At 59.9% G+C, this 20,398-nt stretch carries 18 protein-coding genes; 8 read left to right on the plus strand and 10 right to left on the minus strand.

Going from position 1 to position 20,398, the window contains the following annotated elements:
* Positions 1-101 precede the first annotated feature (101 nt).
* A complete protein-coding gene (locus U9J23_RS19750; RefSeq protein ID WP_442802256.1) occupies positions 102-1,949 on the plus strand; it encodes a DUF4012 domain-containing protein in 1,848 nt (615 codons plus the stop codon).
* Positions 1,950-2,356: 407 nt separating this feature from the next.
* On the opposite strand, the gene U9J23_RS19755 is transcribed toward U9J23_RS19750, so the two are convergent.
* The 7 genes from U9J23_RS19755 to U9J23_RS19785 all read right to left on the minus strand — a co-directional run bounded on the left by U9J23_RS19755 (position 2,357) and on the right by U9J23_RS19785 (position 11,251).
* A complete protein-coding gene (locus U9J23_RS19755) occupies positions 2,357-3,604 on the minus strand; it encodes a polysaccharide pyruvyl transferase family protein (RefSeq protein ID WP_326599937.1) in 1,248 nt (415 codons plus the stop codon).
* Positions 3,601-4,854, minus strand: a complete 1,254-nt coding sequence (locus tag U9J23_RS19760) for a hypothetical protein (RefSeq protein ID WP_326599939.1) — start codon at positions 4,852-4,854, stop codon at positions 3,601-3,603. Before U9J23_RS19760 ends, U9J23_RS19755 begins: the two co-directional genes overlap by 4 nt.
* 67 nt (positions 4,855-4,921) lie before the next feature.
* Positions 4,922-5,914: a nitroreductase family protein gene (locus U9J23_RS19765; RefSeq protein ID WP_326599941.1), complete on the minus strand. Its 993-nt coding sequence runs from the start codon at positions 5,912-5,914 to the stop codon at positions 4,922-4,924.
* Between the two features lie 93 nt (positions 5,915-6,007).
* The gene (locus U9J23_RS19770; protein WP_326599944.1) at positions 6,008-6,937 is read right to left on the minus strand and encodes a glycosyltransferase; all 930 of its coding nucleotides are present in this window, start codon (positions 6,935-6,937) and stop codon (positions 6,008-6,010) included.
* A gap of 2 nt (positions 6,938-6,939) precedes the next feature.
* Positions 6,940-7,890 (minus strand): glycosyltransferase, encoded by a 951-nt coding sequence (locus U9J23_RS19775; RefSeq protein ID WP_326599946.1) that lies wholly within the window; start codon positions 7,888-7,890, stop codon positions 6,940-6,942.
* A gap of 78 nt (positions 7,891-7,968) precedes the next feature.
* Positions 7,969-9,297, minus strand: coding sequence for a UDP-glucose dehydrogenase family protein (locus U9J23_RS19780; RefSeq protein ID WP_326599948.1), 1,329 nt, complete (start codon positions 9,295-9,297; stop codon positions 7,969-7,971).
* Positions 9,298-9,871: 574 nt separating this feature from the next.
* Complete coding sequence (locus U9J23_RS19785) at positions 9,872-11,251, minus strand: sugar transferase (RefSeq protein WP_442802292.1); 1,380 nt, start codon at positions 11,249-11,251, stop codon at positions 9,872-9,874.
* Positions 11,252-11,919: 668 nt separating this feature from the next.
* Here U9J23_RS19785 and U9J23_RS19790 point away from each other — a divergent pair.
* The 6 genes from U9J23_RS19790 to U9J23_RS19815 all read left to right on the plus strand — a co-directional run bounded on the left by U9J23_RS19790 (position 11,920) and on the right by U9J23_RS19815 (position 17,252).
* On the plus strand, positions 11,920-12,837 hold the full coding sequence (locus U9J23_RS19790) for a UTP--glucose-1-phosphate uridylyltransferase (protein WP_326602981.1): 918 nt from the start codon (positions 11,920-11,922) through the stop codon (positions 12,835-12,837).
* Between the two features lie 409 nt (positions 12,838-13,246).
* On the plus strand, positions 13,247-14,116 hold the full coding sequence (locus tag U9J23_RS19795) for a helix-turn-helix domain-containing protein (protein WP_326599952.1): 870 nt from the start codon (positions 13,247-13,249) through the stop codon (positions 14,114-14,116).
* A 226-nt stretch (positions 14,117-14,342) separates the two neighbouring features.
* Positions 14,343-15,101, plus strand: a complete 759-nt coding sequence (locus U9J23_RS19800) for an aspartate dehydrogenase domain-containing protein (protein ID WP_326602983.1) — start codon at positions 14,343-14,345, stop codon at positions 15,099-15,101.
* Between the two features lie 269 nt (positions 15,102-15,370).
* Positions 15,371-15,748, plus strand: a complete 378-nt coding sequence (locus U9J23_RS19805; protein WP_326599954.1) for a hypothetical protein — start codon at positions 15,371-15,373, stop codon at positions 15,746-15,748.
* A 319-nt stretch (positions 15,749-16,067) separates the two neighbouring features.
* A complete protein-coding gene (locus tag U9J23_RS19810) occupies positions 16,068-16,766 on the plus strand; it encodes a hypothetical protein (protein WP_326599956.1) in 699 nt (232 codons plus the stop codon).
* Between the two features lie 150 nt (positions 16,767-16,916).
* A complete protein-coding gene (locus U9J23_RS19815) occupies positions 16,917-17,252 on the plus strand; it encodes a hypothetical protein (protein ID WP_326599958.1) in 336 nt (111 codons plus the stop codon).
* Positions 17,253-17,987: 735 nt separating this feature from the next.
* On the opposite strand, the gene U9J23_RS19820 is transcribed toward U9J23_RS19815, so the two are convergent.
* On the minus strand, positions 17,988-18,479 hold the full coding sequence (locus tag U9J23_RS19820) for an acyltransferase (protein WP_326599960.1): 492 nt from the start codon (positions 18,477-18,479) through the stop codon (positions 17,988-17,990).
* The gene (locus tag U9J23_RS19825; RefSeq protein WP_326599963.1) at positions 18,476-18,655 is read right to left on the minus strand and encodes a hypothetical protein; all 180 of its coding nucleotides are present in this window, start codon (positions 18,653-18,655) and stop codon (positions 18,476-18,478) included. Before U9J23_RS19825 ends, U9J23_RS19820 begins: the two co-directional genes overlap by 4 nt.
* Positions 18,656-18,813: 158 nt before the next feature.
* On the opposite strand from U9J23_RS19825, the gene U9J23_RS19830 reads away from it, so the two are divergent.
* Complete coding sequence (locus tag U9J23_RS19830; RefSeq protein WP_326599964.1) at positions 18,814-19,995, plus strand: hypothetical protein; 1,182 nt, start codon at positions 18,814-18,816, stop codon at positions 19,993-19,995.
* Here U9J23_RS19830 and U9J23_RS19835 read toward each other — a convergent pair whose 3' ends face one another.
* Complete coding sequence (locus U9J23_RS19835) at positions 19,996-20,184, minus strand: hypothetical protein (protein ID WP_326599966.1); 189 nt, start codon at positions 20,182-20,184, stop codon at positions 19,996-19,998.
* Between the last annotated feature and the right edge of the window lie 214 nt (positions 20,185-20,398).

The following is a 20,398-nucleotide window of genomic DNA, read 5'->3' on the forward strand; positions in this document are numbered from 1 at the left end:
AGAAGTTTACTTACAGTCACTGTTACCCACCACTTGAACGGTCGGCCAGATCGAATCGGGTTATCGTCTCGAGCGGAAACCACGAAGGGGGCACAAGCGGCGTGAACGATGTTACCGGTGAGTCAGTTTCGCCCGAACCGCGTCGACGGAAGGTGCGCAGGCGCCTGTCGGACGAGGAGATCGCAGCTCAGCGCAGGAAGCGCCGGCGCGTGCAGATCGGCTGCGGCGTAGGCGCACTCGTGGTCGTCGGATTCATCGGCTGGCTGGGTTACGAAGGCTTGCAGGCGAAGTCGAACCTGGAGAAGGCGCAGGACTTCGCGACGCAGGCGAAAGACGCACTCCTCGCAGGCGATACCGACAGGGCCCGCGTCGTCGCGGGCGACGCCGATCGTTACGCCCAGGACGCCCAGAGTTCGGTCGACTCGGTGCCGTGGCGTATTGCCGGCGCCGTTCCATTCTTGGGGAGCCCGTTCGATTCCACTCGCCAGATGACCACCATTGTGAGTGGTCTCACAGAGCAGGTTCTCCTTCCGGCGGTCGACGCAGGTAGTGCCGTGTCCCCCGATCAGTTGATTTTGGACGGTGCACGAATCAATCTTGCGGCTCTCCGCGATGCCGCGCCCGTCCTCGAGACGACCTCTGCGGCGATCAGCGACCTCGACGAGCAGGCCCAGAACGTCGACAGCACGTGGTTGGGACTGATCGACGACGCTCGGGTCGATCTGCAGGAGCAGGTGTCCGAGTTGTCCGGACTACTGAACAACACTTCGCTCGCTGCACAGATCGCGCCGGCCATGCTGGGCGCAGACGGTCCGCGCAGCTATTTCGTCGGTTTCCAGACGAACGCAGAGGCACGTGGCACAGGCGGACTGCTCGGCGGCTTCACTGTGATCCGAGCAAATAACGGAGCGGTCTCCGTCGACGACGTCACGAGCAATCGGGAATTCCGGTTCGACTACGACCCGATCGACCTCGGTCCCGATTTTCAGCGCGCATACGGTCACAGCCGGCCCACGCAGGACTTCCGCAACAGCAATGTGAGTCCGCACTTTCCCTATGCGGGTCAGATCTGGCAGTCGATGTGGGAGCAGGAGACAGGCCAGCGCGTGGATGGCGCGATCGCGACCGATCCTGTGGCGTTGAGTTATGTCCTCGATGTGGTCGGTGACGTCACCCTTCCGGGCGGAGAGAAGATCACTGCGGACAACGTGGTGGAACTGACCGAGTCCACGGCGTACGCCCGCTTCGGCGACGACCAGACGGCACGTAAGGCATACCTGGAAACGGTTGCACAGACCGTGGTGAAGAAGCTGACCGGCAGCATTTCCAAGCCTCGGGCGTTGCTCGAGGCGCTGGGGCGCGCAGCAGGCGAGGGTCGACTCGCGGTGTGGAGTTCCGTTCCGGAGGAGCAGGACGTCCTAGCAACCACGCCTCTCGGACACGTCGTACCCGACGACTCCGGACCGTACGCCCACGTGGTGGTCAACAACCTCGGCGGGAACAAGTTGGACTACTACTTGGAACGCGAGATCGAGTACACGGCAGGGTCGTGTGACGGAGACACCCGTGAATCGAAGGTAACTGTCCGGCTGACCAACGGCCTCCCTCCGGGCGATTACACAGACTATGTCGCAGGAATGTTCGACAACCCTGTCGGCGCGCCTGTAGGCACGAACCTCACTGACCTCGGGCTACTTGCGACACAAGGCGCCAAGTTGAAGAAAGTGACCATCAACGGCACCCCCGCCTTCGGTTACTCCGGAATGGAGCGAGGTCACCCTCTGTTCAACGTCCAGGCTCCGGTACCACAGGGTGAAACGGTTGAAATCATTTACGAACTGACGGAACCCACAGCAAGCGGAGAGCCGCGCGTCCCGATTCAACCCCTTGTGGACAGCCCCCGTATAGACATCATGGTGCCGGACTGCGCCCAAAGTGAGGAAGACTAAGTGCTGGCAACGCTAGTCTGACGAATGAAGGGGATCGCCCAACCTTGGGGCTGCTCAACCCACCGCTGACAGGCTTTGCCGCACTCGTCCAACCGCACAGCGGTGGCTGGGCATGATCGCAGCCGACGGTCATGCGTCAAGCTGACGAATCGGAGAGAGCAGGCAATCCGGACCACGGCTCGGCGTATCGGGGTGGGCGGTGGTTGCCGAGGTTGCATGTAACCTCGGCAACCACTCTCACTGGCGATGATCCGCGTACGTCGAACGTCCGTTGGCGCTTTCAGATCCGCCGAAGGTCCTGCATAGAGAACCGAATACTGACACTAAGCCACCGGAGCCTATTTGAACCGGTATGCCAGACCATCCATATGTTGTCCTGCCAAGATCGGCTGATTACTTCATGCCACTCACTGGAACGCCAACTCTGCACGGTTTGCCAAACGCGCAACGTCCAGTTCCGGGACCTTTCTGACTTGCCCATCGGGACGACTCAGCTCGCCGAGCGCATCCAAGATCTTCTTGCCACAGCCCGCTTCGGGCTCTATGACGAGATGCGGAGCCCCCAGCACTTCGTAAAGCCCTTCGACCTTACCCTGCGTCGACATTGTAATGGGGTACGTACCAGTAAGAATTCCTAGTACAGCGAGATGCATCCGGCCGGTAATGATCACCGATGCACGTCCCGCAAGGGACACAACCTGGTCCGGACTGAGCAGTTCCGGCACGCGAAAAACTTGATCTTCCCTTACTCGATCAACCCGGACCTTGCTTAATTCCTCGATATCATCGTTTCCTGGCCGGGACACGTGCGGTAGGAGAACCACACTCCATCTCTTTTCAATCAGATTCTCCACTACATACTCGTATTCCCTGATCTGATCGAATGACGATGAAATCAGGCCGCTCGCATTAACAACGGCGATCTGACGCCCTTCCGCGATCTGTGCATCACACCACTTCGTGAGACGAGGCTCCTCAACATGTTGACCCACACGAGAAAAGACGATATCGGCGCAGAGAGTAGCGAGATGAACTCCGGACCCACGGATACGGCGCAGCGAAATCGGATCTCTGACGGACAGCAGAGCCCTCCGCTGCACGAACTTTGCGGCTACGATACTTGATCGAGTAGCGCGATCGTTCCAACTGAACCCGAGCACTCGACTCTTCGCTCCTGCAATCGATGCTAGCCAAGCAACCGAAAACCGTGACACAGACGCTAGCGGATTATAGGCGCCGTCCATGGTGTCCGCACCAATAATCCATACGTGCTTACTCCGATGCGCTAAACGGACAAGAGTGCGGACGCCCTGAAACCTTTTCGGGCCAATCGAGTACAGCAAAGCTCGACTCGAAACTACATCTACTCGCTCCTGAAATCGAGCAGGAATTTTCAATGCTTCAGCACCACCTGCAAGGATCGAAATCCTCCCATCGCCAGCTTGATCGAGGCACGCTTCCAACAGCGCTTGATCGCCGATGTTTCCAGCGCCGGGCGCGGCAACTATTGTTACATCGAACTCACGCTGAGAACGGCGCATACGAACAATTTCAACAGCAGCAACCAGGGTATCGATGCCGATTATTATCGCTCCAGCGGCGCCGGTCCCAAGAAGGGACTTTCCAAGCGATTTTACCCTTGATGGAAATTTCACGAAGTCTCCTCGGACCTAGAATTACTTCTACTCTTCAATGACGAGGACATCAGAACCCATGACCCAACAGCACGAGTCGCAGTTCCGCCGGCTAGTCCGACCTGGGAACCGATCGCTCCGCCCCACGCCGCACCCCCAGCTACCGCGATAAGCGTTACGGGCGCCGCAAAGACCTTAATCAGCATTGATGCCCGCACCATGCCCATTGCACGAAGTATCAATCCGGGGCCGACACTTATGGCAGCAACACTTAATGCGATCGCAGTGAACGGTAAAACCGTTAGACCGCCCTCCGCCGCCTCCCCCATAAGCGCTACGGAAATTTCGGACGGCAGCACCTGATATACAAGGATACAGATTACTGCGACCAACACGACACAAACGCCGTACAACGCCGGCAATCGGCGGGACGCACGTACATCGCTTGACGCCACCAATCGAGTCGCTTCCGGGATCAAGGCAAAATTCATGCCCATCGTAAAAATCGACAAGGGCATTAGCAGCATCTGAGCTGCGCGCAGCCATCCAGATGCTTCGAGCCCGGATACCGCAGAAACGACAAATGTCACGGCAGGAGTCAGCCCTCCCGCCACAAAGTAATCAATAGAATATACAGGCCCCACTCTCCTGACAGAACGGACCCATTTTGCCGCCAGCCGGGCATCGAGACGTGGACGGAGAATGAAGAATCCAAACAAAACGCTTGCCGCTGCACCCAAGCCCCACGCGGATACAAATTGCGACAGCCCGGTAGGTGTGATCGCAAGAATCACCGGCACCTCAACAAGGAGCCATAGTGCTTCAGCACCAAACGCTTGCGCGGCCTTACCCGAGTCCACTAAAGCGAAGCGAACCGAATCCTGGACGACCGCGAAGAATATGGCGACGCCGAAAGCGATAGCTAATCGTGTGTCACTAGCAACTATGCTTACCGTGAGGGATGAAACGAATCCGACTACCACGCTCGCAAGAACCGTCGACAGCAATGAAGCTGAGTGCTTGTCGCCCTCATTGAATTGGCGCGTGTCGGCCTCTTTGAAGATCATCGGCTCGCTAGTCCACGCGCGGACAACGCCGATCGCAACTCCGTTTACGGCCATCAAGATCGCAAAGACGCCGAGTTGTGCAACATCCAAGGTACGAGCGACAAGAACCGTGAGGACAAAGTTTGACGCATTGGACGTCACCTGCGCCGCTGCCGACCAGCCCAATCGTTTCGCTGCGCGGACAGACTTTGTTATGACACCCAAGCCAGGCTCCGGCCTCCCGCGATTTGGGCATTCCAATCGCTGCCCTGAAGGACCGTATTGGTGGTCGTCATGCCGAGCCCGGCGATTTGGTCTGGACCTGGCCGTGGCTCAATAGGACCCGGTCGAAATTCCGCAACGGAGAAGCGGTAACCACCGCGTCATCCGAAGGATAGCCAATTGCGATCATCATAATCACTATCTCTTCATCCGGTAGCCCGATCAGTTTCCTCAATCTCAAGTCCTGGCTTTTTACTGTGCTCCAATTCAGGGGGCAACTGCCTACACCTGCACCGTGCAAACCGTAGATCAGCGACATGGCGAACATTCCACCATCGATATACCCCTGGTTCCGCTCACCCGGTGTTAAGAACGCAGATAGATCTGAGGTCACCACGAGGACGTGGCTCGCTGTATGACCGAATCCTCGGTTTCCGTTCTGCGTCTGCAAGACCTTATTTGCGAACTCCCCTTGAGCGAAAATACGCACCCGAGCTGCCTGCCTATTGCAAACACTCGGGGTAGTTTGCGCATCCGCGATTGCACTCTGGATGACGCCAAGGTCGACGCTACGCTCGGAGAAGTTTCGAATACTGCTTCGAGAACGTGCGAACTTCGAGAAGTTCCATTCATCGAGCTTATTGCCAGACAACAATAATGGTTCGGTACCGCCAACGCTGTTTTCAAACTCCGGTGTTGAGCTCGCCAATTTTTCGAAGTCGGGCTCTATAGCCGACCACCACTCGTTCGGAGACGATTGAAACTTGTGCTTGTATTCTCTTAGCGCTCCGAGAGCCCCGGCAAGGATTGCTTTATCGTGACCATCTAACGCGGCATAGCGAACACAGTTGGCCAGCAACCTTTCGACCGTTTCGCGGCCAAACCAGGGGCGTGGTTCCGGCAGCGTCAAGCCCTTCTCAACGCGATGGAAGTCCATAACAATGTGTGACTCCAACACTTCGAGTTTGCTTGACTTAACGATGCCCGAGAACCGCACAAATCTCCGAGCGTCATAGGCATACGATCCCACGAGTTGCGTGATTGCTCTCGCCTGCCGCAGCACCCGAACTTTTTTAGCTCGCCCTCTAACGTTTAAGACAAAGCTCATTTTCGCCCTCCAAGAGCTAACGCAGATACAGATAAGAACTATCTTGCATCAAGATCCTAGGAATTCACGGATCATTTTAATCTCATGCTGCTGTTCCGACATCCTACGCAGCAAAACATCATTAGCTGCGGCAGCAAATTTCTCAGGATTGTCTGATATGTCCCTCACTGCGCGTGCAATCGATTCCGGATCATTTGGGTCGACATATGCAGCGGCGCCCTCTAAAAAATCTCGGAGAACAGGAAAATTAGCAGTCACTTGAGGTTTCCCCTCCATGAGCGCTTCGTAGCCTGCTCGCTGCATCGTATGGTCACGATCCGTCACGGCGACTACAGCTAAACAGTCTCGCACCAATCGGTCGTATTCCGCTGCAGACACAAAACCCGGAAAAATCACATTTTCGGGCGCAGATCCGCGAACCCAATCGGGAGCTTTTCCGGTGAAAACGAACCGAAGGTCAGGAATACGGCGGGTAGCCTCAAGTAGCGCATCCATCGGTTCATCGTTTGCGTAACTCAGGGGGCACAGGATATACGCGCCGGCGTCATGCTCCACCTTGCCGACACGGCGGTCAGTAAGGATATCGTGAAGGACAAATGCATTCGTACCCGCTCTTCGGCACTGGGCGGCAAGGGGTTCATTTGTCACAATTGCGGAATTTCTCCGCAACATCCACAGTCCGATACGGGAGAACCATGACCATTTAGGATCCGAGAAGAATCCCGTATGCAAGTCAGCGATCAACTTGCTGCCTCGCGGCCTTGATAGCGCCGCTACGACTAGTAACGGAGCAGGCGGAAGCATCACGATAATCGAATTCGGACGACGGTCACGAATGACACTTCGAGTGTATCGTGCTGCAGCCAGGTACTTGAACACGTGACGCTTCTTTGCAATCGCGTCAGGCAAGAATACTGCTTCGACGCCGAGCTCCTCTGCCAGACCAGCGCTTCGGCCGTGAAAATCGATCCAGCTCACTATCATCGTGCTGCCTCCAGGAGGAGAATTCGACGTGTACTCGCTTCGAGGAGATGCTCTGACTTCAGATCGAGTGGATCGACAGCAACCGCGATTTCATTGTCCGCCACCAGCCGAGCGATCTGCAGCTGATGATCGTCGACATGCTCGTTTCGCTTCTTCCTTCTAGGGAGAACTACCGGATACTTACCCATTCCAAGGATGTTCAAGATCGAGCCGACACCGCTATGTGTAATTACGACATCGCTTGCTTTGACAAAGCTCTCGAACTGCTCGTTCTCCACGGTCTCAAAGACTTGGCCAGGTAGATCAGTACGAGTCGTACAGCCAACCTGCCAGACAGTGTTCTCATCAGCCAAGCCTGTCCTGAGGACTGCATCAATCGCAGAGTCAAACCTGAAAGGTTTGATGGTCCCCAGCGTCACGAAGAGCCTCGGCTTGTCCACGGGAGTATCACTGCTAACTGAGGAGAAGGCGCTCATCACACTGTCGCGGTGACTCCAGCGACCAGTAGCCCATTCCTTGTGTTGAGCCTCCAACTTTGTGAACCTGAGCGCGTGCAGGATACGACCGGACAACGAAGGTCCGTCAGTCCTCGAGACGCTCTCGATGTAGCGCGTCGGCACGCCGGCCAATCGAGCCGCTGGCAACGCTGCAAGGGCAAGGGCAGCCCCTGTGCTGATCGCCTCGTCGTACTTGACGTTCGTAGACCGCAAATAGGATGCCAGCGTGCGGAATGCATTGAATGTGCCTATGTAGTCCCGCGGTGCGATGTACGGAACATGGAGCGCGTTCTTTCCAGCAAGCAACGACCTGCTCTGCGGTGAATCAAATGTAACCCAGAGCGAGTCGTGGGTCGCGCCGAGAGTTGGCGCTAGTCGGACCAGCTGCTCAAGGTGTCCTCCAGTGGAGGCTGCCAAGATCAGACGCCTGCTGCTTTCTGTGGTTTCCACGGTTCGTTCCGCCCCTTATTCCGAAATATTGCTTGTGGCCGATAAAGTCGTCGATCCCTGCCGGTGTTCATACCCCTGTCAAGGCCTGCCCAATGCGCGGTACTCCCACCCGGCAGCCCTCCATTTGCTTGCATCAAGGCAGTTTCGTCCGTCGATCAGCTTCTTCCGACGAACGACATCTTCGATGCTCGTCGGCGCAAGCTCACGGAACTCTTGCCATTCCGTCAGCACAAGAACCACGTCGGCGCCGCTGCATGCTTCTTTGACGTCAGTTGCATAGCTAAGCGTGGGAAAAATTGTCCGCGAATTCTCCATTGCTTTTGGATCGAAGACCGTCACTGATGCGCCTTGCAGCTGAATCTGGCCTGCGATATTCAGGGCGGGCGAATCTCGCACGTCATCGGAGTCGGGTTTGAAGGCAGCACCCAGCACCGCAACTCGGGACCCGATCAACGAACCATCGACTGCTTCACGGGCGAGCTCGACCATACGTGCTCGACGCCTCATATTAATATTGTCAACTTCGCGCAGAAATGTCAGCGCTTCATCCGCACCGATCTCTCCTGCGCGGGCCATGAAGGCACGAATGTCCTTTGGCAGACACCCTCCGCCAAAACCGATACCCGCGTTAAGGAAGCGTCGTCCGATGCGGACGTCGTGGCCAATCGCGTCTGCGAGGAATGCTACGTCGGCTCCTGCGGCCTCACACACTTCCGACATCGCGTTGATGAACGAAATTTTTGTCGCCAGGAATGCGTTCGCTGCGGTCTTGACAAGTTCCGCTGTCGCTAGATCAGTGACAAGGAACGGAATGTCTTCTTCGATAAGTTGTGCGTAGACTTCTCTAGCGACTTGTTCCGCCAGTCCACGGCTGTTCCGTGAGACCCCCAGAACCATACGATCTGGGTGCAGAGTGTCTTGCACAGCGAATCCTTCGCGGAGAAACTCTGGGTTCCAGGCCAGCTCGACTTCTTCACCAGCAGGCGAAAGTGTCCGCACACGTTCCGCGAGGCCTTCGGCCGTGCCTACCGGAACCGTCGACTTTCCGAAAATGACGGACGGACCGGACAGTAGAGGTGCCAGCCGATCGATTACTGCATTAACGTACGTCAGGTCAGCGGCGAACTCCCCCTTGCGTTGAGGCGTGCCGACACCGATGAAGTGCACATCTGCGAACGCTGCGGCTTCCTCGTACGACGAAGTGAAGCGCAGTCTTCCGCTCTGAATATTTCGTTGCAGGACCTCTTCAAGGCCAGGTTCATAAAAAGGAACTTCGCCGGCTTCCAGCTTCGCGAGCTTTGCCGGGTCAACGTCCACTCCTACAACTTCATGGCCAAGCTCGGCCATGCAGGCCGCATGTGTGGCTCCGAGGTAGCCAGTACCGAACACTGCAATTCTACGACTCATGTCATTACTCCCATATCTAGCTACTAGGTTGGCGGATTGGTTCCTACAGCTGACTCTTTTCGACGACCATGTAATCGTCGCACGTATTCACGTTGTGCCCAGGAATCGGCGCCACTACGCGAAATGCCCTGGATGAGAAACGGACCAACTGGGGCGCGAACGCGCACTACCACCTGAACCTGGAGATTATAAAGGTTTTGATCGTTCACGACGACGCGAGCATTCTGTCTTCGATGCCGATTGCCGACAGGAATATAAGAGCATGGTGAAAAACAACCAGGGTAATCGCGACACCTCGGGCACAGTCGATCCACTCGACCTGAGTTTTAATATCGGTTCTCGTCGAACTCACGATCGTGCCCATCGGAAGTGGTGGCCCATACGGTTTTCCTTCCTCACCCTTTGCAAGCTGCGAGTCCCCAAGGCGATCGCCGTCGTGTCAGTCTCTTCATCCCGAGGAGCGCCAGATTCAGAGCAGGGCGTGTACATGGCGAAGTGCGCAATCCGATCCCTGTCTGCCCTGCGCGTCCCATAAATGGACCGCCTTGGACAGATCATTAGTATCTGAGGACATTTAGTAGGCGCCGTCGCTGGCGAGCACTGCCTTGACGGTCTTACCGATGATCAGCACATCGGACACCATCGACCAGTTCTCCACATACGACAGATCCAGGCGCACCGACTCGTCCCACGACAGATCCGACCGACCACTGACCTGCCACAGGCCCGTCACACCCGGACGCACCAACAGCCGCCGCTTGACCCGACCGTCGTAGGCCTCCACCTCACGCCGCAACGGCGGGCGCGGACCCACCACACTCATCTCACCACGAATGACGTTGATGAACTGCGGCAACTCGTCGATACTGAACCGGCGCATCACCTTGCCGATACGGGTCACGCGCGGGTCGTCCTTCATCTTGAACAACGGGCCCGCGCCCTCATTCTGGGCCAGCAACGTGTCGACCATCTTGTCGGCATTGGTGACCATCGACCGGAACTTGATCATCCCGAACGGCGTGCCGTCGATGCCGATGCGCTCGGCCTTGTAGAAGATCGGACCCCGATCCTCGAGCTTGATCAACAGCGCGACGACCGCGAACACCGGCGCCAAGGCCACCAGCGCCGCGCCGGCGAAGACCAGATCGAAAATCCGCTTCCCCGACCGCTTCGCCCCGTGATAGCTCGGCTTCTCGACGTGAATCAGCGGCAGACCGGCGACCGGGCGCATCTCGATGCGCGGACCGGCCACATCCACGACACCCGTCGCGACCACCAGGTCGGTGTCGAGCGGTTCGAGCTGCCAGACCAGATCGTGCAGCCCCTCACTACCCAGAGTTTCGGTGGCGGTGACCACCACCGTGTCCGCCCCCGACAACTTCAATGCTTCGACGACGGAGTGTTCGTCGCCGTAGATGGTGATGTCCCGGCCGTCGACGTCGATCACGTCGCCGGGGGCACCCGAATAGCGGGGCACGCAGACACCGACGACCCGGTAACCCTCGCCGTCCTTGCGGGAGAAGGTGCGCGCCATGTGCCGCACCGCCCGCGCCCCACCGACCACCAGCACCGAGGTACGGAACTCACCGCGAGCGCGCTTGCGCGCGATGACCTTCCGCCATACCCAGCGTGACAGCAGCAGACCTGCGAGACCGACCGGCAACGCAATGGCTAGGTATCCACGTGCCAGTTCCAGTTTGAATACGAGGGCGATGATCGCGATGAAACCGAACAACCGAGCCGTACTCGAGACGACTCGTTGGTACTCGCTTTGACCTGTGCCTATTACGCGCCGCGAGCGAGTACGAAACAGTGTGAGAGTGCTCAACCAGAGACCTACTAGACCGGCAGAGATCAGTGCATAGTTGAGTTCGGAGACGGGCTCCATAGTCAGTAGGTCGCTCTGTCCGAAACGGACGCTGTGTGCCACAACTACGGCTAGTACAACGACCATTGCGTCGGACCAGATCAGACGTCTGATGTAGGACTGCTGCCAATTTCGGCGGTTTGTCGACTGCGACGGTTGGTGCTGTCCGCGAACAGAATTGACGGAGCCCCCCACGAGTACGTCGGGCACACCACGACTCGCCTCCCCGACGGCAGTCATAACCCAACCACCCTCATTGTTGTCTCCTCCCCGAGACATGTACTGCTCCTACGAACAAGCAACGTCGGACCCGATTCGCGCACCCTCCCCGGTCGCGTAATCTGCCCGTTGCATGCCCAGTCGGGCGCAGTTCCTCCAGTTGTGCGCGCATCGCTTCCCTGCGAAAACGCTCTTTGAGACTGTAACGTTACTTACGAGATATGGCAGCTTGAACGACCGTCCAGATCGCGTCCCGCTTTCGCATGCCGATCAGTCCCCCGTCGCGGCGCGAGTCCGTGCCGCGAAGTGACGGAGTAGGCAATCCCCCCTGCTGTCTTGCACTTTCAGTGCATTTCCCGATTCGCGAACCGAGAGATCGACCCCTAGACTGCGCTTACCGACCCCCTGCGTCACGCGGGAATAGTGGTCGGAATCTTGATGGTGAGATGTATCTCACCATGATCAACGTTTTGACCGTGCATTCGTGGGTATTCGGCCGCGTCCATGCGCTCGACAGGGGAGGCGAGGGTATAACCATGCAAGAAGAAGCAGAGGTGCGTAGAACTTTCCGGACGGCCGTAGTGCCAGCGGCTGGGATGGGCACCAGATTCCTGCCGGCCACAAAGACTGTGCCGAAGGAACTGTTGCCGGTAGTAGATACGCCGGGCATCGAACTCGTCGCGACGGAAGCCGCCCAGTCGGGAGCTCAACGACTTCTCATCGTAACGGCTCCCGGAAAGGACGGAGTCGTCGCGCATTTCGTCGACGACTTCGACCTTGAGAAGCACCTTGAGGCGAAGGGCAAACTCAAGCTGCTCGAGAAGGTGCGGCGCGCGCCCAATCTGCTCACGGTCGAGTCAGTTGTCCAAGACAAGCCGCTCGGCCTGGGCCATGCTGTCGGCTGCGCCGAAGCGGCGCTGGAGCCGGATGAGGACGCGATCGCAGTTCTTCTCCCGGACGACCTCGTGCAACCGAGCGGCATCCTGGAAACGATGGCTCGTGTCCGCGCCAAGCGCGGAGGAAGCGTGCTGTGTGCCATCGATGTTCCGAAGAGTCAGGTGAGTTCGTACGGCGTATTCGAGGTCGAGGAAGTACCCAACGTCGCAAATCCCGATGTCTTACGAGTTCGCGGCATGGTGGAGAAGCCGGCCCTTGCCGACGCTCCGTCCACACTTGCCGCCGCTGGCCGCTATCTGCTGGACCGTCACATCTTCGATGCCCTCCGTCGGATCAAGCCGGGCGCAGGCGGGGAACTCCAATTAACTGACGCGATCGCGCTGCTGATCGAGGAAGGTCACCCGGTCCACGTCGTGGTCCATCGTGGGACCCGCCACGACTTGGGCAACCCGGGTGGATATCTTCGGGCAGCGATCGATGCCGCCCTCGACAGCGAGGAATACGGCGACGGCCTCCGTAAGTGGCTCCACCAGCGGCTGGACTTGGACGCCATCTGAACGGAGTACGGCCGAATTACATCAATGGGACTTAGGTCCCATCTTCGATGTGCCGTAGGTCCCGCATTCTGGTTAAATCCTCAAGTGTGTTGCCTCCCCGCAACATGCCCCTTCCCCTCCCCGGGAATTGGCGGCACCGGGCCCCGCTGGCTCCTCCCCCCTGCCAGCGGGGCTCGCTCGACTTCGAGACACCGCACCACGGACCACCACGAACGGTCCGAGACCACAAATCCAATTCGTAAGCGTTGACGCCTTCCGGACTCGGTGCCAAGATGATCAACCACGCGCTCGAACGTGCGTGCGAACAACTCAAAACAGATGGCCCGCCGCGACTGGCATCGCGACGGGCCGGATGTCCGACTTAGAGGGAGTCGAACATGCGTCAGCATACTCATGTGCAGGTGATCCAGTGAGCATCGAAGCGATCACCTGGGCGCTCGAACGCGCCGAAATTCCGTCCCCAACTCCTCCTGGCATGCCCTCGGCACCGGCGCTGACAGTGGTGCTACTCGGCCTGGCCAATCATGCGTCCCGACATGGCGCGGATGCGTATCCGTCCGTGCGAAAGCTCGCCGGGTACGCCCGCATCAGCGAACGCCAGGTGCAGCGTTGTTTGAAGGCGCTCGCCGCTCTCGGCCTCATTTCCAAAGGCGATCAAGAGCGGATCGCGGCGACAATTCCTCGCGAAGACCGCCGCCCCGTCCTGTACAACCTGTCGATGAAGCGGGGTGGCACGTCGTCACCCCGCAGCTCTGAACGAGGTGACAAGACGAAGCGCCACGGGGTGACAGGAACGACCGAGCGGGATGACACCCCGGTCACCCGAACCGTCCTTGAACCAAGAGATGAACCTGCTGCACTCCCCCACCCGACAAATCGCACCTGCGATGCAACACGCGAGCAACAGCCATCGCCTATCGACCGATTGGCTACGGCGTGCCGCCGGGCCGGCCTGTCTGCCCGGTTCGATACCCTGCCGCAGGCGAAGTGCGCCCTCGTCGAGCAATCGATTGACACTCACGGCGTAGATGCTCTTGTCCGCGCCGCGCTCGAACATCATCGACCGTGGGACCCGGCTCGCTCCGCAGCAGCATGGATCCCGATCTGGCAGTCGCTGCAACCATCCCGCCCGAAACTCCCGCCACGATGCGGTCGATGCGACGAATATGGCTGGTTACCCGACGACGAACTCGGGCGTGCAGTGCGATGCCCGTGCCGCCAAGTGACGTCGCACAGGATTGCCACTTCACCCCGGGAGACGATGCTCTTGGCAGCATGAGCACACTGCCGCTGTCGGCCGTGCGCTGGCGCCGTAGTTGCCCTCATAGCAACGCATTCCGATCCCTTGATTGGTGCTGCGAGCAATACGACGGCGTTGTGAATCGGACATCGCCGATTCCTTCTCTCGGTACCATGGGCCTGTATTTCGTGGAAACGAGCGGCGGCATGCCGCGGAGGATGTGAGGCAACTGGCACCCGAAGAAATCGAACACCGCCCGATAGCAGTGTGCGTAGTCGGGACCGGCGCGATCGGGCAGACGGTGATCGACGTTCTGCGCGACGACGTGGTGCCGCATGTGAGCCTCGCGGCCGTATTGAACTCGCGAAGCAGCCCGGAGGAGGCCGCCGCCGCATTCGACGCCGCAGACATTGTGGTGGAAGCTGCCACAGTCGATGCCGCTCGGACTCTGCTACCCGAGGTGGTGAAACGCGGTAAGGACATCATCGTCTGTTCGTGCGGCGTCTTCGCCGAGCACGGCTTCGATGTGGAGTCATTCGGCTCCGGACCAGCACGTGTGCTGCTCCCGACGGGCGCGATCGGCGGCTTCGATGTTCTGGCCGCAGCGACACGTGCAGGAACCCGCGATGCGCGCCTGACCCACACCACGATCAAACGACCCAGTGCGCTCGGCATCGAAGAACGTCTGGACGCAGAACGCACCGTTTTTCGGGGATCTGCTCGAGAAGCTGCGCTGGCCTTTTCGCGAACCTCGAACTCGTCGGTGGCTCTCGCCCTCGCGACGCTCGGGCTCGATCGGGTCGAGGTGGTGGTCATCGCAGACCCCGCCGCTGTGAGCACGCGGCACGTCGTCGAGTGGGAGTCGCCGCTCGGCCGGTACGAGCTGACGTTCGAGAACGCGATCGACCCGGCGTCGAGTGGGCGCACGTCTGCGATCACTGCCTGGTCGGTGATCGAGGTTCTTGCTGCGCTATCGCTCGGGATCGGCCCCGGCGCGGTCGTGCTCGGGCCTCCCCGTAGGTAGTAGCCGACCCGAAGGTTCCGAACGCTCAACGAGGGAGATTGCCGCTTTCGCGTGTTTGGAGCAGAATTTCGGGACGAAAGTCCCGAATGCGCGGGCGGAATCGTAACCACTTCTGTCACATTCAGGTTTCCTGATGGTTGCCCGGGTAGCGGAGGGTGAACAGGTACTGTACACAGTGTGAAACAACACATTTCGCAGGTGAAGGTGTAACTCCCTACCGGGAGTGGCAATTCGGTTTCACCTGACCTATTCGCACCCTGGAGCAGCCTGTGACGACATCATCGCTTTCCGACCGACCGGCACGGGTACTTTTCGTCGGCACTCCCTCCAGCGCTATCGCACTCGACCAGTGGACAGAACTGCAGGAGCGTCTCGACCTCTCAGGCATCGAAACCACCACCGCCTTTGAAGGCGAAGTGGACTACGCGATCCTCACCGAGGACATCCTCGACGGCTACTGCACCGCCGCCGAAGCACTCACTCTTCAGAAGCTCCGCGCTCGAGGGATCACGTGCGCAAGTACATGCGCTGGCCCCGAACAGATTCTGGCAGCGCTGGCGGAAGCCTCCGTCGACGTTGCGTCGGTCGTGCCGATCTCGGCAGCCAGGGGACGCACTTACGGACGCGCTGTGCGTAGCGCGGTCTGACACCCTAGAACGAATCGTGCGCGTCGGTGGATAGCCACCGACGCGCACGATTCGTTTACTACGGCTCGCTTTTGGAGACTACATTCCGCCGTCGATGTGGATCGTCAAGCCTTGCTGCAGGAACTTCAACGCTGCGCGCGGAGTGAGGTTGGCGAACAATCTCACGTCGTCGGTGTGCAGGTTCCCGCCTTAGGAGCGCACCGGTACGAGCCATATCGACACTTATGCCCCGGTCTCCGCGCTCATCGGCAAACTCGACGCGAGCAAGCTGATCGTCTCCTCCGTCGATCCGGGTGCAGTGCCGGCCGGGACGATCTGGGTGCAGCCCTCGGTCGCCGCCTCCGCACTCGACACCCTGCCGGATCTGCTTGCCCGCTGGAACGCCGACGCCCTCACTGCAGCGAACGGCAGCGAAGTCACATCGTTCGCCCCGACGGTCGGTGCGTGGACATCTCCGCTCGCCGCCGCGGCCGGCACCGCGCCGACGCTCGCACATGCTGCGCTCAACGGCCGCAAGGCACTGTCGTTCAACGGCACGAACCAGTTCATGGACCTCGACCACGCCGACATCACGGGCGCCTCGACGATCTTCCTCGTCTGCAACCTGCAAACGGCCGGTTCCGCCGGTGGTCGTGCGGTCGCATCAATGACATCCACGAGCTTCCGGGCGATCCGCCTGTCGAGCGGAAACACCACAGGCGGGATGCTCACCTCAGATGCGTCCCCGAACAGCATCTACGACACATGGACCTCCACATCCGGATGGCGCATCATTGCCGCAGTGTTCAGCGGCGCATCCTCGGCGCTGTACCGGCACAAGCGCACCGCAATGGCCGGCACCACCAACCTGGTGAACCAGGCCGACCTCCGCCTGGGTCGCGGCCCCGCTGCCTCCACCGAGTACAGCCGAATCGACATCGCCGATCTGGCGATCGTCAACCGTGCCTGCACCGACACCGAGGTGAAGACAGTTCTCGACGAGCCTGCAGCCCGCTACGGGCAGACCTTAGGGGCGTGACATGCCGTGGCCTGGTGAAGACTCGTTCACGACCGGCACCACCGCAGGCGGCACGGCATGGCGACATGCCCGCGTGTACCCGAACGGCTCGACTGACCGCGCAACGATCTGCGCCCCGCGTCGCTGGCGGACGGAGCGCCCATCAAACTCGTGATCGCCACGCACGGCACCGGCGGCAGCGACGGCACGATGGATACCGGCAACGGGCAAACCGTCCGAGATGCCCTGCTCGACGCCGGATATGTGGTCGTCGCAGGTCATCTCGGCGGCAACACCTGGGGCAATGCCGAAGCGATTGGACATCTGTCGAACTTGTACGCGTGTTGCGCTGCCCTATGGCAGGTCACGGACACGATGTTCTTCGGGCAGTCCCAGGTTGGCGGTGTCGTGATGGTCGCTACTCGCCGCAAAGTCATCCCGACGCTGTGGGCCGTGGCAGCGGTGGCCCCGGCGATGAACTTCCAGTGGGTGTCCGGACTCGGGTAGCTCGTCCGCGGACATCCGCGCCGCCTACGGGGGCGACAGCGGCACATTCGCAGCGCAGGCCGCGGAATACGCACCGTTCGCCGGGACGATGGACGACTACGCAGCCATGCACTTCAAGTTCTGGGCCTCGCCCGACGACACCACCACGCCAAAGGATCGGCACGCCGACGAGTTCAAGGCACGTGGACTGGACTATCGCAGCGCATCGACGCAGATCGTGACCGTCACCGGCGCTCACCTGAGCGTGGATCACTACCGTCCGACCGAGGTCGTCGATTTCTACACGCACGCGCTCACGGTTGCAACGTCGAACAGGAACATCCGGTGCCGCCCTCCGGCGCTCGCGTGCGAGTCGGTGGAGCGTGGGTCGACGCTGCGGTCCGGGCCCGGCAGGGTGGCGCGTGGGTGGACTCTGGCCTGCATGTCCGCCAGGGTGGCGCGTGGAACCAGACGTCGCACTAGTCGTCGGCTCCACCTCGGACGGTGTCGTACATGCTGTCCACAACTGCACTTGAGTAAGCCGTGTCATTGCAGCCGCACATCACCGGATCTCCGAAAGCGTTGACGGTGGAGCTACTGCACTCTGGTCTCCGGAGTGGACGCCCGAACATGAGCCGAAACCGATGGGCCCATGCGGACGCTGCGATTCCCTCGGCGGGGTGGCCGCAGGTAGGACAGTTCGAGCCTCCGCGAGGGGAGTGCTCGACAGGGGCGTATCCCGCGAGGACAGGTGGGTCACACGTCCAAGTCTCGCTTACGGATTGCGGGTACGCCAGCATAGAGCCCGTTCGGTTCGCAGTCCTTCGTGACGACCGCGCCTGGGGCGACGATGCAGCCAGCCCCGATCGTGACCCCGGGATTGACGATGACCCCGGCGCCGAGCCATGCGCCATTTTCGATAACGACCGGCTGGAACTGGGTGGGGTCGCTGGCCCGCTTGGTGCTGGGACCGATCTCGTGGGTACCGGTCATGACGATCACTCGCGGCCCGAACGACACGTTGTCACCGATGGCGATGCCGCCGGTGGGGTGCAGCGAGCAGCCGGTATTGAGGAACACCCCGTCCCCAATGGTCAGCCCAGAGATGTCACCGCCGACGGTCATGCCATGCATGATGCGAGCGCGGCCGATCTTCGCGCCTGCTGCCCGGAGCAACGCGAGTCGTACCTTTGAGTGCAGGAGAGCGGAGGCGGCGGGGCTGTTGGCGAGCCAACCCTTGATCGTCATGCCGGGGATTCTGCCCCGTGCAGCATCTCGATGCGCTTCTCGGGGTGCCGCTCGTAGTAGGTGCCGTGATCCTGCGTGTACTTGAAGATGCCGCCCATCACGACGATGGTGATCGCGAAAAGCACAGCGAGCGTCCACCAGTAGGCAGACTTGATCTTGACATCCTCTAAGTGCATAGATGCATTGTCCAAGAGGGAAGTGTTGTCTGCATCTCGGGGCCGCAGTCAAAACGGTTCTCAGTTAGGATCGTTCGGTGACTTCGATAGATCAAGGGGAGGGGTCTGTTCGAGAGTCCGGCAAATTGGGTGCAATTGGGAAACTGACAATTGTCGCCATGCTCGCTGGGTTCGCTCAAACAGTTCTCATCGCACTTGCACCCAGCCTGCCCGGCCTCACTCTGCTCGATGATGCGGTTGTTGTACTGCTCGTATTCGCCGCATTGAGCAGGATCGGCAAAGCCCCTGCAGTCCCGATCTACATGATCTTCTGCTGGGTATTGTTGATGGTCTTTGGTGCTGCCTTCTCGACGGTGACCGAGTCGTTGACTTTCGTGCTATTTCGACAGGTCACCATCCCCGTCCTCCTGGTCTTCATCGGACTGACGCTGACCCGAGATGAGTGGCGAGCAGTCACAAAGGTGGCGATCTGGATCGGCATCATCAACGCGCTGTACATGACGCTTGAGTTCATCGGCGTGCGGGTGCTTGATCCAGAAACGCTCGCCACCTACGACCGGACACATTTGGTGATGCGTGACGGCCTACCCGCGTACTATTTCTACTACGCAGATGCCTTCGGGCTGGGCCAGCTGACTCGCTTGGGTGGAACGGTTCTCAACCCTCCGATTGCAGGGCTGGTCACCGGCGGCGCGCTCGCGCTGCTGTGGTACACGAAGGACTTTAGCCGGCGGAAGATGTGGCTCGTCCTACTCGCGGTCACGACCGCGCTCACCTATGGGCGGGGAGGAATCCTCGTCGCGGCTGCCGCGATCGTGCTTCCTTACCTGATTCGCAAGATCGGTGCGTTCGCAGCGTTGGTTGTGTCTGCCCCGGTGGTCTACCTGATAGGAACCCAGCTCGCCGAGGACGGCAACAGCGGGATCCATGCAGATGGCTTGACCGAGGGTGTGCGATTCGCGTTCGATGGCGTCATCGGGACGGGATTCGGGACGATCGGCAACGCGTTGAAGGCGGAGGGGATCACCAGGGTCAGCGAGAGCCTGATGGGAATCGGGTTCGCCGCTGGTGGCGTACTCGCAATTGCGGTAGCCGCAGCGCTCGCAGTGAAGCTGTTTACCTCCATTGGCAAGAGTGGCAACTGGGAGGCTGCGGTTGGGTTGGGCGTGCTCGTCGCCGCCATGTTCTCGGAGTCTGCGGGGGCGCTGAACGGCACGATCCCGCTATGGATTGCCATCGGGGTGGCGCTTCGAAAGGCACATGACTTCCGCGGTCAGGCGTCGATCGATGGGGACGCTTCGGCAGACGCCGTGTCGATAGCCCGCTCGGCGAAGGCTTAGTTACCGGCCCTGACGCATCGCGTCGTCTTGCTCGCGACATTGCTCGGAGCAAAATGGGCTGCGGCCAGAGATGACGCCTCGGCCCGAGAGGATGAACTCGCCGCACCATTGGCACCCGCCGTCGGAATTTGAAGGCAGCGTGCCGGTGGAGAATCGCAGTGCGGTGGTGATCCGCTGGATGATGCTCACGACGCGGAATCGTTCCATACCTCGACCGCGGCCGCCCGTAACGCATCCTTACGTTCGGTCCCGGCCAGGTCCTCTTGCGTTCGTAGCGGCTCGAATTGCGACCGTGACGTGCCGTGCCGATATAGGGGCTGAGCTTCAGTCGTGCCGACCTCGGCAGCCAGGCGACCCGCACCATTCGTTTGTCGGGGCGACGGCATCCCATCGCTGACCTCAC

The organism is Rhodococcus sp. PD04 (assembly GCF_035918275.1).
Lineage (GTDB): Bacteria > Actinomycetota > Actinomycetes > Mycobacteriales > Mycobacteriaceae > Rhodococcus > Rhodococcus rhodochrous.

Coding starts and splice junctions, on each gene's coding strand:
- U9J23_RS19790 (WP_326602981.1), top strand. CDS start 11,920: ATGCAAGAAGAAGCAGAGGTGCGTAGAACTTTCCGGACGGCCGTAGTG.
- U9J23_RS19830 (WP_326599964.1), top strand. CDS start 18,814: ATGCTCGCTGGGTTCGCTCAAACAGTTCTCATCGCACTTGCACCCAGC.
- U9J23_RS19785 (WP_442802292.1), bottom strand. CDS start 11,251: ATGGTCGTTGTACTAGCCGTAGTTGTGGCACACAGCGTCCGTTTCGGA.
- U9J23_RS19825 (WP_326599963.1), bottom strand. CDS start 18,655: ATGCACTTAGAGGATGTCAAGATCAAGTCTGCCTACTGGTGGACGCTC.
- U9J23_RS19820 (WP_326599960.1), bottom strand. CDS start 18,479: ATGACGATCAAGGGTTGGCTCGCCAACAGCCCCGCCGCCTCCGCTCTC.
- U9J23_RS19780 (WP_326599948.1), bottom strand. CDS start 9,297: ATGAGTCGTAGAATTGCAGTGTTCGGTACTGGCTACCTCGGAGCCACA.